This window comes from Anaeromicrobium sp. (genome assembly GCF_025210435.1).
GTDB lineage: Bacteria > Bacillota > Clostridia > Peptostreptococcales > Thermotaleaceae > Anaeromicrobium.
In genome coordinates this window covers 1-17,279 of sequence record NZ_JAOART010000024.1, presented here as the reverse complement: position 1 = coordinate 17,279, position 17,279 = coordinate 1, and the positions used below count along the sequence as shown (strand labels likewise).

Annotated in this window: 7 protein-coding genes, 2 tRNA genes and 1 pseudogene; all 10 read left to right on the top strand. The window is 32.5% G+C overall.

The window, feature by feature from the left end; all coding sequences use genetic code 11:
* The first annotated feature begins 46 nt into the window (after positions 1-46).
* The 10 genes and pseudogenes from N4A57_RS03015 to N4A57_RS02965 all read left to right on the top strand — a co-directional run bounded on the left by N4A57_RS03015 (position 47) and on the right by N4A57_RS02965 (position 17,210).
* Positions 47-1,669, top strand: coding sequence for a peptide ABC transporter substrate-binding protein (locus tag N4A57_RS03015; protein WP_293656035.1), 1,623 nt, complete (start codon positions 47-49; stop codon positions 1,667-1,669).
* 236 nt (positions 1,670-1,905) lie between these two features.
* A complete protein-coding gene (locus N4A57_RS03010; protein WP_293656034.1) occupies positions 1,906-3,951 on the top strand; it encodes an S-layer homology domain-containing protein in 2,046 nt (681 codons plus the stop codon).
* 77 nt (positions 3,952-4,028) lie between these two features.
* The gene (locus N4A57_RS03005; RefSeq protein ID WP_293656033.1) at positions 4,029-8,831 is read left to right on the top strand and encodes a hemoblobin-interacting domain-containing protein; all 4,803 of its coding nucleotides are present in this window, start codon (positions 4,029-4,031) and stop codon (positions 8,829-8,831) included.
* Between the two features lie 197 nt (positions 8,832-9,028).
* Positions 9,029-10,666, top strand: a complete 1,638-nt coding sequence (locus tag N4A57_RS03000) for a peptide ABC transporter substrate-binding protein (protein ID WP_293656032.1) — start codon at positions 9,029-9,031, stop codon at positions 10,664-10,666.
* Between the two features lie 469 nt (positions 10,667-11,135).
* Positions 11,136-13,223: an N-acetylmuramoyl-L-alanine amidase family protein gene (locus N4A57_RS02995; protein ID WP_293656030.1), complete on the top strand. Its 2,088-nt coding sequence runs from the start codon at positions 11,136-11,138 to the stop codon at positions 13,221-13,223.
* Positions 13,224-13,357: 134 nt separating this feature from the next.
* Positions 13,358-14,365: a GerMN domain-containing protein gene (locus N4A57_RS02990; protein ID WP_293656029.1), complete on the top strand. Its 1,008-nt coding sequence runs from the start codon at positions 13,358-13,360 to the stop codon at positions 14,363-14,365.
* 529 nt (positions 14,366-14,894) lie between these two features.
* Positions 14,895-16,244 (top strand): annotated as a pseudogene (gene rph, locus N4A57_RS18625) (ribonuclease PH).
* Positions 16,245-16,255: 11 nt separating this feature from the next.
* Positions 16,256-16,723, top strand: a complete 468-nt coding sequence (locus N4A57_RS02975; RefSeq protein ID WP_293656023.1) for a metallophosphoesterase — start codon at positions 16,256-16,258, stop codon at positions 16,721-16,723.
* 249 nt (positions 16,724-16,972) lie between these two features.
* Positions 16,973-17,049: transfer RNA gene (locus N4A57_RS02970), tRNA-Pro, on the top strand.
* Positions 17,050-17,136: 87 nt separating this feature from the next.
* Positions 17,137-17,210: transfer RNA gene (locus N4A57_RS02965), tRNA-Gly, on the top strand.
* Positions 17,211-17,279: the final 69 nt, after the last annotated feature.

The window sequence follows — 17,279 nt, the reverse complement described above, 5'->3', positions numbered from 1 at the left end:
GTACTAAATATTATCATAAAAGGATCAGAAATTTAGGAGGGATAATATGACTAAAAGAATACTTGCCTTGGCAATGGTATTAATGCTAGCATTTACCACATTAATAGGTTGTGGAGGGAAAGAAGAAGTAGTAGAAGGTGAAAAAGTATTAAAGTGGAACATAGGTTCAGAGCCAAAAACACTAGATCCACAGCAAAACAGTGCAGCTGACGGTGGACACGTAATTAACAATACTTTTGAAGGCTTAATGAGAGAAGTGAATGGAAAGGTAACACCAGCAGTAGCAGAAAGTTATGAAATTAGTGAAGATGGTAAAACTTATACATTTAAATTAAGAGATGCAAAGTGGTCTGATGGACAGGCTATTACTGCAGGAGACTTTGAGTATGCTTGGAAAAGAGCATTAGATCCAAACTTAATTCCACAACCATCAGAGTATGCATTCCAATTATTCTATGTTAAAGGTGCTCAAGATGCCTATGAGGGTAAAGGAAGTTTAGATGATGTGGCAATTAAGGCTATAGACGACAAGACCCTAGAAGTTGAGTTAATAGCTCCAACACCATATTTCTTAGAGTTAACAGCATTTTATACTTACATGCCAGTAAGAAAGGATATGGTAGAAAAGGATCCAGCTAAATGGGCAACAAACCCAGAAACTGCCGTATCAAATGGACCATTTACTTTAAGTGAATATCTTTTAGGAGATAAGATTGTATTAAAGAAAAATGAAAACTATTGGCAAGCTGATAAGGTGAAAATGGATAAAATCGAAGCATTTATGATAGTTGATTATTCTACTAACTTAGCAGCATATGAATCAGGAGATATCCATGCTAATGAAGGAAGTGTACCGCCTCAAGAAATACCAAGACTTTTAGAAGATAAAAATTCAGGATTTGAAATTAAGCCTTCCATAGGAACTTACTACTATATATTCAATGTAACTAAAGCTCCATTTGATAATCCAAAGGTAAGAAGAGCTTTAACATTGGCTATAGATAGAAAGCAAATAACTGAAAACGTATCTAAGGGTGGAGAACTTCCTGCAACTGGATTTGTACCGCCGGGATTATTAGATGCAGAAGGTAATGAGTTTAGAACTGTAGCAGGAGATTATGGAATTAAAGAAACTTCTGATCTGGAAGAAGCTAAGAAATTATTAGCTGAAGCAGGATACCCAGATGGTAAAGGATTCCCAGCAGCAGAAGTACTATATAATACTTCAGAAGGACATAAGGCAATAGGTGAAGCTATTCAAGAAATGTGGAGAAAAAACCTAGGTATCAGTGTGGAATTAAGAAACCAAGAGTGGGCAGTATTCCAAGATACTAGACATAGTGGAAACTTCTCCATAGCCAGAGCTGGATGGTTAGGAGACTATGCTGACCCTATGACAATGCTTGATTTATGGTTATCCTATTCAGGAAACAATGATGCACAATGGGATAGTAAAGAATATGATAACTTAATTGAAGGTTCTAAGTTAAAAACTGGACAAGAAAGATTTAAGATGTTATACGATGCAGAGAAGATGATGATGGATGAAATGATAGTAATGCCAATTTACTATTATACTAAAAAAGTATTAGTTAAACCTGAAGTAACAGGTTGGGAAATGACTCCACTTGGACATTTCTTCTTTGGATTTGCTGATATACAAGGATAAGTTAAATAAAAAACTAGGAAATATAATTTCCTAGTTTTTTTTATTGGGGAAAATGAGGAGTTAGAGGATTATATACTGTTAATAATTAAAAAATATGTAAAAATTACTCATATATTGAAAAAAATTTCAGAATACATATGAATAATTGTTGATATGTCAAAACCAGTGTGGTATCATATAAAAATGTTGGTAACGATAATCATTATCGATACATAAGATTATAAGGAGGCTATGAAATGGAGTGTTACATGAAAAAAACTGTAATCTATGTCTTTACAGCACTACTAATACTCGGATCTATGACTAGTGCATCTTTTGCCAATGCTAGTTTGCCAGATAGTACATCTAGTGCATCTAAAAAAGATACTGCAAAGGAAGGCGTAAAAAAAATCACTAAAGCTAAAGAACCAGTAAAAAGGATCATAGATAAGAAAAAGAAGATTAATAAAAAGATAGAAGAAAAACATGTAAATATACAAAAGGAATTAGGGGAAGAAAATCATTGGGCCTATGGCATGATGAGTAAGTTAAAATCAAAGGGAATAATAAGTGGATATGAAGATGGTACCCTAAAGCCAGATAAATCTGTTACCAGAGCAGAATTCATAACTATCATAGGAAAAATATTAAGACTTCAAGAAAAGAGTGAGAATATATTTGAAGATATAGATTCCTCTAAATGGTATGAAGAACCTATGTTAAAGGGAAAAGAAGCTGGAATATTTAGGGGTTATGAAATAAATGGAAAATTATTAGCTAAGCCTAATGAGTATATAACAAGGGAAGAAGCATGTACTATGGTAGTTAATGCTTTCAAATTAGATGGCCATGATCATAGTAAATTAACCTTTAAAGACTCTAAAGAGATTGCATCCTATGCAAGAGATAACATAGGCATATTAGTAGGGAACAAATACTTAAGTGGATATGAAGATAATACTTTTAAACCTAAAAAACTCTTATCTAGAGCAGAAGGTATATCCATATTAAATAATACTATGGGAGAACTATACAATACAAAGGGAACTTATAAGGACAAGGTTATTTCATCTAATTTAGTTGTAAATAGGCAAGGAATCATATTAGAAAATATAAAAGTTAAAGGAAACTTATATTTAACAGAAGGTATAGGTGATGGAGACGTTGAAATAAACAACTCCCATATATTAGGGAAGGTTTTTATAGAAGGTGGGGGTCTTAATAGTATCTACTTTAGTAATTCATCAGTTGGGGAAGTTGTAGTTGCTAAAAAGGATGGTAAAGTACGTGTTGTATTAAAAGATAATACAAAAGTAGATAGCATGAAGATGGAAAAAAATGCCAAAATAGAAGTGATGAAAGATTCTAACATAAAGAAATTAGAGATTGGGAAAACAGTTAAAGAGATTGAGATAAAAAATGAAGGTAAGATAGATGATTTGAAAGTTCAAGGTAAAGAAGTAAAAATAAACGGTAAGAAAGTTGCAAAAAATCAAAAAATATATATAAAAGGTAAGGGAATTAAGAAAAGTGAAGACAAAATAGATGGAAAAACTTCAGCATCGAAGAAAAGACCTTCAGGTGGCGGAGGCGGAGGTGGAGGAAGTTCCTCAAGTTCATCCTCAAGTTCATCTTCAAAACCAGAGCCAGATAATGGATATAAAATTATAGACACATATAGAACAGAAATAATGGAAATCGAAAGTGTACTATATGCTGTTGTGACTTTAAAGAAGGGGAATGTAGATGGTTACGAGTTTTACTTAGATGGTAAAGCTGTAAACATGAAAAGGGTAAATAAACAGGGAACTATTTTAAAAACAGAAGTATCTAAAAAAGATATTAAAGAGTTAAAGGTCAAAAATGGAAATGAAGAAGAAACATTTAAGTTTGGAGAAAAGGACCTTATAAAAGAAAAAGAAGACTTAACAATAGGAGATTTGATTTTCCAAGGATTAGAATTTAAAGAGACTAAAAGAAATGATGGAGCCATTGAAAATAGCATTAAATTATCCATAAAAGAAGATAAGAATGTGAAATTTTCATCAGCTATTAATTCTGGACATGTAGATGGAATTACAGGGGCTAGCATCCCTAAAGATACACCAGTTCCAGCAGGACTAAAGTTAAATATAAACAGATTAGACGATAAAAATTTAGAACTAAAAATGGTTGGAAAGGCAACGAATCATATTCAAAGGGGTTCTAAGGTAATAAAATTAATATTATTAAAGGATTTGTTTGAAAATATACAAGATAATTTTGAAGGACTAGCAAAGGAAATCCATATAAAATTTAATTAAGGTGAAACTCCTTAGGATGGATTTTAATTGATTCATTTAAAAAATGCAAGAATAACGGAAGTTGAAAGGAGTCTATTATGCTTAATAAAAACCTTAATAAAAACCTTAATAAAAACCTTAATAAAAACCTTAATAAAAAATTAGCAGCTGCATTAATAGCCACACAGATTTTAACATCTGCAAGTTCTGTATATGCAGCTCCAAGTAAAATACATGCCCATAAGACTGTGAAAAAGTGGGATTATCATCAAGTAAACTATGGTAAAGATGGAACAATAAGAATTGAGCCTAAAACTGTATTATTTGATACGGAAAACGAAGGACAAGTAGCGGTAGACCATAGAATACCAGAATTACATACAAAGGATACGGATTATGGAGATCATGTGGAGATAACCTTTGATGATAATGAAGTAGAGGCAAAACAATGGCAGAGTAATATATATAGAATAACAAGAAAATCTGATTATGTAGAAGGGAATCAAAACCTAGAGTCAGATGTGAATTTTAAAATAGAGGATGGAAAAATTACATTATATAGTGATTCAAGGCCAATAGATTTTAATGGAGAGCACAGATTAAAAATATATGCTACAGGATATGAGACAAAGAATATAACTATACATATAGTGGAAGAAGGTACACTTGAAATACATCCAGATTATAAGCCTGTAGAAGGATTAGATTTATTGTTTGTACTTAAAGATTTTAATTATAGAGTGAAAAATCCCATATATGAAGTGCTTTTAGATGGTGAAAAATTAAAAGGTGATTGTGAAGAGTACCATGTGGTATCTAACATAGTTAGACTGGAAAATAAAGCTTTAGAAAAAATTACTAAGGGTACACACACGGTAACTATAAGGGCAAAGGGTTACAAAGACTTTGTAAAGACCTTTAAAGTAGTAGAAAATGATGGAACTTATGGATTACCTGCTACAAACCATGATAATGAAATTCAAAGTGCACCAAGTTTAAGCCAAGTGTCAAGTCCACACCAATCCCCAGCCATAGATGCTATAAGTAGAGCGTCCATATCTGGAGGAGGTGGCTCTGACGGAGGTTCTGAAGGCGGTGGTGGAAGTTTAGACCAATTAGCCAATTTAGTATTTGATTTTGAATTAGTTTCAAATGCCAAAATTCTTCAAAAGATAGGTAAAGAAACAGAAAATTCAAAAAGTGTACTAGCAGTTTGGAATGGTGCTCACAAGGATGCTGCCACAAAGGATGGAGAAAATAGAATAGTAGCATGGAGTGGATTTACTAATGGAGTTTTAGATGCTCAGGCTAAGGATAAACATGTTACATTTGAAGATTATTTAAAAGACCCTAATGCTCAGGATTATGAGAATAGACCATATAATGTAAAATATGTATTAGAAGATGGTCTATATGGTGAAGTTCAACCATTTAATCAAATAGATTTACCTTCTGCACCTTCTATTACTCCTGAAGATGGAAAATTAGGAGAAAAGGTAAAACTTATATTTACAGATGAAAAATGGGCAAATGCCATTGAAAGTATCAAAGTGGGATCAACTATATTATTTGATAGTGAGTATACAGTGGGTCATGGAGAAATAGAATTAAAAGGTACTAGATTTACTAGGGGAAAGAATATAGTTACTATTATGGCTAATGGATACAAAGACACAAAGGTGAATGTATCCGTTGAAAAATCTTCAATTGATTTATCCATTGATCCAGATACAAATAAAACAGGACAAAATATAAACGTATTAGGAGTTACAGAAGATTTTGCAAAAAATATTCAAAGTGTAATGTTAAATGGAAAGGGACTATTAAGCAAAGAAGCTGTAGGATCAGGAAATTGGGGATACAAAGTTGAAAATAATAAGATCGTATTAAATAAAAATTTATTTAAGGACGAAAGCCGACAAACACTTACAATGAAATCCTATGGATATGAAGAAGAAATGTTACAATTCATATTAGAAAAAGGAAATGTTGTAATTGATCCAATAAATGATGTGGTACCAAGGGCTAAAACTACAAAGCGTACTTTAGGTGAAAATGTGGTAATTACATGGGAAAATGATAATCCTAAGTGGAGAGAAGCCATAACCCAAATAGTAGTAGGAAACATTAGCATAAATGGAGAGAAATATTCAATAGATGAGGGGAAGATAACTATAAACTCTTCTGTATTTAGAAAAGGAAGTAATAAGATAGTTATAAAAGCAACAAATTATATAGATTTAGAGCTTACTCAGCATATGGTAGGAAGTCTACCAGACTTTATTGTAACAGAGGCAAACACAACAGATGGAGTGAAGATAAGTGTTCCAGTTAATCAATATGGATGGATTGATGCCATAAAAGAAATGAAAGTTAATGATGTGGTAATAGATAATGAAAAATATACAAAGGAACTATTGTCAGTTCTTATTAATAAGGAAGTAGTTTCTGAAGAAAAAAATTATAAAATTGAAGTTTTAGCAGGTGGATATGAAAAAGCAGAATTTAATGTGCCAGTAAAGGATTTTACTAGTGAATTTGTAGGGGTTAAAAAATCAGCAATTCCATTAAATTCAGCACCAGAAACTAAATTAGGAGAAGATGTGGAAATTACTTTTGCTGATAGTCAAGACTTTAGAACAAGTATACAAGAAATTACCATTGATGATTCTAAAGTACCAGAGGATAAAGTTAAAATATTAAAGGGTAAGATAATCATTGATGGAGGCTTATTTAAGGAAGCAAAAACATATGCTGTAAAAATAGTAGCCTATGGATATGAAGATGGACAAATAAGTGAAAAAATAGTAAAAGAAATAGGTGTAGACAAACCAGGACAATTATTAACACCACCAAGCCTTTTACATATTAAACATATTAATAAAACAGAGAATTTAGCTATTCAAGGAAGTGAGTGGACTAAGGCCATAAACAAAATAGTAGTAAATGGTAAGACCTTAACAAAAGATACGGATTACTATACAAACACTTCACATGGAAAGTTTATAATAAAGGGTTCTGTATTCGATACGCCAGGTGAGGTAACTGTCAAATTCACTGCAGATGGATATAAAGAATCAACTATAAAATTCATGGTAACAAATCCTAAGGATGTGCCTGCTCAGGTTAGATTACAGGGAGGTAGCCAAATAGGAACTGGAAATGACCTGGTTATTGATTTATCACAAGTTCCATCTCAAATAGATGGATATAAGGTAGCAGAAGTATACTTAGGACAAGAAAAATTAAGTGGAGATAGTAAAGTAACTATTAGTCCTATAAATGTTACTATAAAAGGCAAAAACTTCAATAAACCTGGAGATTATGAAATAGTACTTAAGGCAGCTGGATATAAGGACAAAGTATTTAACATAACCGTAACAGGAGAAGAAATACCACAATTTAACCATGATGCTCCACAGTTAAATGCAGATACAACAGATAATTATCTAGGAAAAGATATGGAAATAACATTTAGCCATGGTGGTGGATGGATTAATAATATCCAAGAAATAAAGATAAATAATAGGTCTTTAGAGTCTAAGGAGTTAAATAAGGTTCAAAGGGAAGATGGAAAATTAACATTTAATGCTTCACTATTTAGTACATTTGGAACATATAAGATAGAAATTATTGTCAATGGATTTAAAAATACAACAGTATCCCAAGAAGTGAAAAAAGTAGCACCAAAGATTACAACAAATCTATCTGATGAAACAGTAAATAGTCAAGTATTTAAATTCACAGTAAAAACAACAGATTCAGTTTCAGGAGAAAAAATTAATCCAGTAGTGAAATTAAATAATACTGAGGTTACACCAAATGCTGGTACTATTGAGTATGAAGTGACTTTAGAAGAAGGTAACAATAGTATTACTATAGAGACTACAGATGAGGATGGATTAAAATCTAGTGAATCTTATACAGTGAAATATGTAAAGAAAGAAGAACCATCCAACCCAGAAGTTGAGAAAAAGTCCGTTCCATCATCTGTTATGACAGTAACAGAAAGTATTTATAAGGGTGAAGACCTAGAGATTAAAATAGGTGATTCTTGGCTTAGTGGTCCAGAAAAGTATAAAGATGCCTTAGAAAAGGGAACTATAGAAATAGAGAGAAAAGATGCTAATTATGAAATTAAAAAGTTAGATGATGATTATTACTATGTAATATTAGATTATAATAACTTTAAAACTCCTAAAAAATATACAATTATTTTAAAGGGGGAAGGTTATGAGGAAAAAGAATTACATATAATAGTAAAAGAAAAGGATTCTAGTTCAAAACCTACAGAAGAATCAGACACAGAAAAACCTCTAATTCAATTAAAAGGAAACAGTAGTGTAACTGTGAAAAAGGGAAATGATTACGATGATGAGGGAGTAACTATTACAGATAATAAGGATAAAGATTTAAAGGCAGTAGTTACTTATACAAAGGAAGGAAAATCAGTAGATAAAATAGAAACTTCAGTTGTAGGTACTTATACTATCCACTACAATGTATCAGATAAGGCTGGAAATACAGCAGACGAAGTAACTAGAGAGGTAATTGTAGAGGCAGATGAAGAAGTGCTTAAAGACGCTCCTAGTATAAATGATGAAGTGAAGGATTATGAAATATGGGGATCTGTGGACTTTAAAATAGAAAATCATGATGAAGAATGGAAAAGTAATATCACAGAGTTTATATTTAATGGAAATAGTAATGGCAAAAATGAAAATTATAAGATTGAAAAGAGAATGTTAAGCCATAATTATTATATAACTCTTGATAAAAACTTATTTCCACATACGGATGGGTTTATAAAAAATATTAAGAAGGGAACCTATACTATGACTATAAAATCTACAGGATATGAGGATATTACCTTTACTTTAGAAATAAAAACCGATAAATAATATAATAAAAGATAAGGATATTTCCTACCATATGGGGAAATATCCTTATTTTCATTAATAATTTATGGTATTTAATTTCTTTTAGGACATATATATGTACAGATGGTATTTTTATCCAGAAAAACTGGACAAATAACCTATGAAGATGTTATAATTTTCAGAAACAACAAAATTTTTCAAAAACGGGAGGGAATACTGTGTTGAAAAAATCATTATCACTGATCCTTATCTTCATGCTAGTTATAACTTCTTTTGCAGCATGTGGTAGCAAGCCTGAAACAGGAGAAGTTAAAGAAGAGGCTAAAGCAGAAAAAGTATTTAAATGGAATCTAGGTACTGAGCCAAAAACACTAGATCCACAACAAAATAGTGCCCATGATGGAGGTATGATTATTACAAATACCTTCGAAGGTTTAATGAGAGAAGTAGATGGAAAGATTGTTCCAGCAGTAGCTGAAAGTTATGAAGTAAGTGAAGATGGAAAGACTTATACATTTAAATTAAGAGATGCTTTGTGGTCAGATGGCCAGCCTATAACTGCATCTGATTTTGAATATGGATGGAAGAGAGCCCTAGATCCTAACTTAATTCCACAACCAGCTGAATATGCATTTCAATTATTCTACATAGAAGGTGCTCAAGATGCCTATGAAGGAAAAGGGACCTTAGACGATGTGGCTATTAAGGTTATAGACGAGAAGACTTTAGAAGTAACATTAGTTGCTCCTACACAGTATTTCTTAGAATTAACAGCATTTTATACTTTCATGCCAGCAAGAAAGGATATGGTAGATAAGGATCCAGCAAAATGGGCTATTAACCCTGAAACTGCAGTATCAAATGGACCATTCATTTTAACAGAGTACCATTTAGGGGATAAGATTGTTTTAGAAAAGAATCAAAATTATTGGCAAGCGGACAAAGTTATGATTGATAGATCAGAAGTTTTAATGATAGTAGATCAGTCTACTTCATTGGCAGCTTATGAGAGTGGAGATATTGATTTTGTTGAATCTGAAATACCTCTACAAGAAATTCCAAGACTTCAAAAGGAAGAATCAGCGTTTAGAATTTACCCATATGTTGGAACTTACTATTATATATTCAATGTAGAAAAAGAGCCTACTAATGATGTGAGGGTAAGAAAAGCTTTAACCTTAGCTATAGATAGAAAGCAAATCGTTGAAAATGTAATGCTAGGTGGAGAAATTCCTGCTACTGGATTCGTTCCTCCAAACTTAGTAGATAATAATGGAAAAGAATTTAGAGAAGTTGCTGGAAATTATGGAATTGATCCAAATAAAGCACAAGTGGAAGAAGCTAAGGCATTATTAGCTGAAGCTGGATATCCAAATGGAGAAGGCTTCCCTGAATTAGAATTAATATATAACACTAATGAGAAACATAAAGCTGTAGCAGAAGCTGTTCAAGAAATGTGGAGAAAGAACTTGGGAATAAATGTGATCCTTAGAAACCAAGAGTGGGCAGTATTCCAAGATACAAGACACAATGGTAACTTCTCTATAGCAAGGGCTGGATGGTTAGGAGACTATGCTGATCCTATGACCATGTTAGATTTATGGTTATCTTACTCTGGAAATAACGATGCTCAATGGAAAAATAAAGAGTATGACAGGCTAATTGAAGGGGCTAAGTCAACAACTGGAGAAGAAAGATTTAAAATGTTATACGATGCAGAAAAGATGATGATGGATGAAATGATAGTAATGCCAATTAATTACTACACTCAACCAGCCTTAGAAAGGGAAAATCTAGTTAACTTACAAAGAACTAAGTTAGGTCACTATTTCTTTGGATTCATGGATATGAAATAATTAAATATAACATATATAAAAAAACCGAGGGCCTACTCGGTTTTTTTATATATGCTACTAGATAAATGGGAGGAAGGAACTGATGTTGCTTTTGGAATAAAATACATGCATTCGGCATGAGGAGTTGAGGATGAGAATGCAATATGGGTTAGATTGCATTTTCCGTCTTCTTCATATATGCAACCTAGAGAACAATTGATGTTTACCATATTAAGTCCCTCCATAATAATAGTATTTGAAATAATATTTAATTTATTACTTGAAAAAAATGTAATATATGTTAAATACATTTTGAAAAAATAAGAGTAAGGGGTTAAGTGGTTACATCTATATTACAAATGTTTCATAGACATTGAATTACATTAGAAAAACGTATACAATCTAAAGTAGAGTAATTAGTCGATTTGTAATTATATATGTTAAAAAATACTGACTAATTATGCCAAAATTAAAATTAGGGGGACATGCCATGAGACGTATCGTATCAATATTGTTAGTTATTTTAATGTTCATGTCGACTACTATGCTTTCCTTTGGGGAAAAAGAGCAGAGAAGTATGGTAGAAGTGGTAGATGGTATCTCCAAAAAAACTCAGGAAGTAGCAGGCGTTAACCTATTAATGGGTGGCGAAGATGTCTACACTGATGTGCCATCTATTTTATACACTATAAAGGGCAAAAGCAGAACCTTAGTACCCATAAGGTTTGTAGTTGAGAAACTAGGAGCTGAAATTTCTTGGAATCAAGAAAAACAAGAAGCTACCATAGTATCAGATGATAAAATGATTGTTTTAAAAATTGACAGTGCCACAGCATATGTAAATGGAAAAAAAGTAAAATTACCTAATAATGTTCCAGCAAAACTTCTAGGGTATAACGGGAATTATAGAACCATGGTTCCTTTAAGATTTGTAGTAGAACAATTAGGTATGGAAGTAAACTGGATTGGTGAAACTATGACAGCTACAGTAGACCTTCCAAAGCAATCTATTAAAGATATTTCCTATTATGAAATAGGAGCTACTTCTTATGTTAGCATTAAAACAACAGGAGAAGTAGATTCTAAGTATTTGTACTTAGAAGGGAGTAAATATGGAGGACAAGATAGATTGGTTGTAGATATACCAAATGCTTCATTAGATATACCAAACTCCAATGTTGCCATAACAGGATTGTGGAAAAAGGATATAAATTTTAATGGTATAGCTTCAATTAGGGCATCCTTGTTTGAAAAAGAACCACGTGAGGTAACGAGGGTAGTTATTGATTTATCCCATCCAAGATCCCATAGAGTATACTATGATAAAAAAGAAGGGGGAATTAAAATTGAATTCTCCAATAGGGTTAAAAATGTTGAGATTACTAAAAAGTTAGGTATAGATGCAGTAGTTATTAATACTCAAGAATATCCTATAATTAATACTATTAACCTAGGGAATAGGATGGTTGTGGATATTTTAAATGCAGAACTAGCTACAAATAAAAATACAATAGATGTAAACAAGGCAGGCCTTAAGTCCATAAGGATGGCTCAGTTTGAACCAGATATAAATTATGATAAAGATGATAAAATAGTAAGGGTCGTACTAGATTTAGAAGAAGGACAAAGTGCCGAAGATATATTCGTATCTACAGAGGAAAATGATGTGGTAATATACATAAATAATAAACCATTAGATACTATCAATTACTACAAGGAGTCTCAGGAAAGAGGATCCCTAACAATTAAATTAGAGGAAAATGTAAAGAGTCACATTGAATATGATAGGATTAAAAATAAATTAAAAGTAAGTGTTCCTAAAGAGTATGCCAAGCTTCAGGACATAGACCTAGAAATGTATGATGACATAGTGAAGAATATAAGTATAAGGAATGATAGAAAGTTCTATTATGTAAATGTATACTTATACGATAAAATCACTTATAAAGACTATATGGATAATAGTACTAGTTCTCTAATGTTAGAGTTTACTAACCAGGCCATAGCTGGGTCTAAGTATAAAGGAAAACTTATAATACTAGATGCAGGTCATGGAGGTAAGGACCCAGGAGCCCACGGTTCTGTCATAAGGGTAAATGAAAAGGACGTGGCCTTAGATACGGTTTTTAGGCTTGAAAAATTACTTCAAGAGGCTGGATTTAAAACACATTTAACTAGAAAAAATGATACCTATGTGGGTCTTTATGAAAGACCTAAAATAGCAAATGGATTAAATGCAGATGCCTTTGTAAGTGTGCACTACAACTGGCATCCAAATAGTGAAGTAAGGGGAGTTCAAGTTCTTTATAATGGAGATGACCCATTTAGAGACAACAAAAACTTTGCTAGGATAATGCAAAATAAATTGGTAAGTGTATTAAATGCTCCAGATAAGGGGATTGTACATAGACCAAAACTAGTAGTAATAAGAGAAACAAAAATGCCAGCCGTATTAACGGAAATGGGATTCTTATCTAATAATAAAGAAGAAGCCAATATAGCTACAGATGATTATAGACAAAGGGCTGCCCAAGCCATGTTTGAAGGTATAAAAGCATATTTTGATTCAAAGTTGTAGAATAAACAGCTCTCAAATTTTGAGGGCTGTTTTTTTATAACCTAAAATAATCCTTCTCTAAAAGAAAAAGTATACATAGGTTGAGGAAAAAGCTAATATACTTTTTATAGATATAGTTTTTAGGGAGGGGTTCTATGAAAAATAGGATTTTAGCCATACTTTTGGTCCTAGTAATGATGGTTGGTGTAGTCATATATATAAATCCCATAAGTATGGTAATGGAAATTTTTAAAGATGGTGATTCTTCTGAAATAGTAGATAGTACAGAGGTTAATTTAGAAGAAGAGGGTCTTAGAAACACTGTTTTATATTATAAGGACGATAAGGGATTTTTAGTACCTGTAATGAGAAAAATTCCTTGGGAAGAAGGAATAGGAAAGGCAACACTTAAAAAACTCATTAATACAGAGGAGAATAAAATTGAAATGGAAGGTATGGGTTTAATGCCTGTTATTCCATCAAGTACCCAAATTAAAGGTATGAATATTAAAGATGGATTATGTACAGTGAATTTTTCTAAAGAGTTCTTAAACCTTGCCTCAAAAAGTGAAGAGGAAATGGTACTTAGATCAATAGTATATACATTAACAGAGTTTAATACTATAGATAAGGTAGATTTTATGATAGAAGGAAAGGAAGTGAACAAATTTCAATTTGGAACAGATATGGGCCTTGATGGTATGACTAGAAAAGACATAAATTATGTGGGAAATAATGAAAATGAACATAAGGCTGTAGTATATTATGAAAGTACTACAAATGGAATCGAATCCTATTTTGTTCCAGTGACTAAAGAATTAAAGAAAACAGCTCAAACAGGTGTGACCCTATTAAATGCTCTAGATGCACTAGTGGAAGGGCCACCAGAAGGAAGTGGCCTTTATAGTGATATTCCAGCTGGAACTAGGGTTATAGGAGTAGAGATTAATGATAGTGTTGCATGTATTAATCTATCGGAAGAAATTGGTGAAATAGAAGAAGATAAAGAACTTGCACAAAAAGTATCCAAATACTTTGCTCTAACAGTAAAAGAAATATATGGTGATGTGGTTGGGGTTAAGCTCTTTAAAGATGGTAAAAAATTAGAAGTGAAAGAAAATAAGGAACCTGTAGCTGTGCCAACCTTTGCTAATGAATATTAAAAGTCAATGATTTCATTGGCTTTTTCCTTTTGGGATAGATTTGTTATTTGGAAAGTTACTTTATTTGAGCCTACTTCAGGAAACTATTGAAAATCTTTTCCACCCAAGTCCTTGTCACAAGCGAAAGTGTGAATCTTCATAGATAGGTTCATGATTCATGTTGGAGTAGCATAGGATGTTGTGACGTTCCAGGGTTCCAAAGATTTTTAATAGTTTCCCTTATAGGCAAGTTGCTGTATAAAGAAAGCTTAGTGTTACGAAATCTATAATTATTTAAAAATCAATAAAAATATATCTTTAGGAGAAAATAAAAGATATGGTAAAATAGTTATGAATATGTTTTAGGTATATGAAAGAAATAAACTAGTCAGTACTCTGAGGGAGTTGGATTATTTTCGAGGCATGGTGAGCGACCATATTAAACATATGTAAGCGATTCCATAACGAAGAAAATAATTCAAATAACCAGTGAAATGACTAATTTATTTTTTGAATATGCCTTAACAAAGGAAACGAGAGGAAGATGGAAATGAGTAGATTTGACGGTAGAGAAATAGATCAATTAAGAAATACTAAAATTAATAAGGATATTCTATTATATGCAGAGGGGTCTGTTTTAATAGAAATGGGAAATACGAAGGTAATATGTTCAGCTTCTATAGAAGATAGAGTACCTCCATTTTTAAAGGGTAAAGGAACAGGATGGGTAACAGCAGAATACTCTATGCTACCAAGATCTACCCAATCTAGAAAGATAAGGGAGTCTAGCAGAGGTAAAGTAGAAGGTAGAACACAGGAAATTCAAAGGTTAATAGGAAGAGCATTAAGATCTGTAGTAGACTTAGACGCCCTAGGAGAAAGGACTATTTGGATTGATTGTGATGTTATGCAGGCAGACGGAGGAACTAGAACTGCATCTATTACGGGAGCCTTTGTAGCATTAGGACTAGCCTTACATAAACTATATGAAGAAAAGGCAATTAAGAAAATGCCTTTAAAGAGCATGGTTTCTGCCATTAGTGTGGGAGTAGTTAAGGGAGAACCTGTACTTGATTTATGTTACGAAGAAGATTCAAAGGCAAAGGTTGATATGAATGTTATTATGACAGATAAGGGTGAATTTGTAGAGGTACAGGGAACTGGAGAAGAAAGTCCATTTACAAGGGATGAACTCAATAGATTATTAGAATTAGCAGAAAAGGGTAATAGAGAATTAAATGAAATACAAAGGGAAGCCCTAGGTTCTGTGGCCCAATTGATAGGGTAAAAAGTATGGAGGAGTAATAAAATGAAAGAGATGGTGTTAGCATCAGGAAATAAACATAAATTAGAAGAAATTGGTGAAATATTGAAGGAATTTAATATTAATATTAAGAGTCTAGACCAAGTTGGATTAGGAGATTTAGAAGTAGTTGAAGATGGAGAAACTTTTGAAGAAAATTCTATGAAGAAGGCAGTAGAAGTTATGAATAGAATCAATGCTGTAGTAATAGCTGATGATTCTGGATTAGAAGTGGATGTTCTAAATAATAGGCCTGGTGTATATTCAGCTAGATTTGCAGGGGAAAATGCTACAGATGATGATAATAATAACAAATTAATAGATATGCTAGAAAAGGAAGAAAATAGAAGAGCTAGATTTGTATCTGTCATATCTGTGGCCTTTCCTGATGGCAGAAAGTTCCATGTTAGAGGAGAATGTATAGGTCAGATAGGATATGAAAAAAAGGGGAATTCTGGATTTGGATATGATCCCCTATTTATAGTAGACGGATATGACAAGACCTTTGCAGAACTAGGTTCAGATATAAAAAATAAGATTAGCCACAGGGCTAATGCCTTAGTGAAATTAAGAGAGAAACTAGTAGAGTTGTTATAGGGGGTATTGTATTGAAGATATTAGTACTTAGTGATACCCATGGAAATACCACTATAGCAGAAGAAATAGTGAAAAAAGAAGAAGTAGATTTATGTATACATTTAGGGGACAATTTTAAAGATGCCGTATATATAAATGATAAGTTAGGATTAGAAGTGGTAGGAATAAGAGGAAATTGTGATTACGAAGATTATGCAGAGGATGAAATGATACTGGATATAGAAGGTCATAAATTATTACTTACCCATGGTCATCAGTATAATGTGAAAATGACTTTAAATAATTTATATTACAAGGCTAAAAGCTTAGGATGTAGTGTGGCCCTATATGGTCATACCCATAAAAACTTAAAGGAAGAAACTGAAGATGTACTAATAATGAATCCAGGTAGTCTTACTAAACCTAGGGGGAGCAAAGCTTCCTATGGCATATTACAGGTGGAAGAAGATGGGGTTCGTGCTAAGATTATAGAAATATAGGAGAAAAGGCTTGAAATGTATAATTTTAAGCCTTTTTTCGTTAATAAAATATGTATAAAATTCATTTTGATGGAAAATATATAATTGAAAGGCTATTTATGGAATTGAAAATAAAAAAAGTGAAACCTATAGAAAAAGGAAGAAAGAGAGAGAAAAAAAGAGAAAAAACTGTTTTATTAAGAATAATGATATGTTATATCTATTGACTATGAACTCCATATGTTTTATACTAATCTTCGTCAGTGAAAGCGGGGTGTAGCGCAGTTTGGTAGCGCATCTGGTTTGGGACCAGGGGGCCGCGGGTTCAAATCCTGCCACCCCGACCACTTTTATATAGATAGGGGAAGCTCAAAAACTAAAAGTTTGTGAGTACTCTAATGACACAAAATATAAAATTTTGGTGATTAAAGCATGCGGATGTAGTTTAGTGGTAAAACTCCAGCCTTCCAAGCTGGTTATGTGAGTTCGATTCTCATCATCCGCTCCAGTATCGTTTTAGTGTGGGTTCATAGCTCAGTTGGATAGAGCAACGGCCTTCTAAGCCGTGTGTCCGGGG

What these genes read in the sequence shown, in the direction of transcription:
- N4A57_RS03015 (WP_293656035.1), top strand. Translation starts at nt 47, where the DNA reads ATGACTAAAAGAATACTTGCCTTGGCAATGGTATTAATGCTAGCATTT.
- N4A57_RS03010 (WP_293656034.1), top strand. Translation starts at nt 1,906, where the DNA reads ATGGAGTGTTACATGAAAAAAACTGTAATCTATGTCTTTACAGCACTA.
- N4A57_RS03005 (WP_293656033.1), top strand. Translation starts at nt 4,029, where the DNA reads ATGCTTAATAAAAACCTTAATAAAAACCTTAATAAAAACCTTAATAAA.
- N4A57_RS02995 (WP_293656030.1), top strand. Translation starts at nt 11,136, where the DNA reads ATGAGACGTATCGTATCAATATTGTTAGTTATTTTAATGTTCATGTCG.
- N4A57_RS02990 (WP_293656029.1), top strand. Translation starts at nt 13,358, where the DNA reads ATGAAAAATAGGATTTTAGCCATACTTTTGGTCCTAGTAATGATGGTT.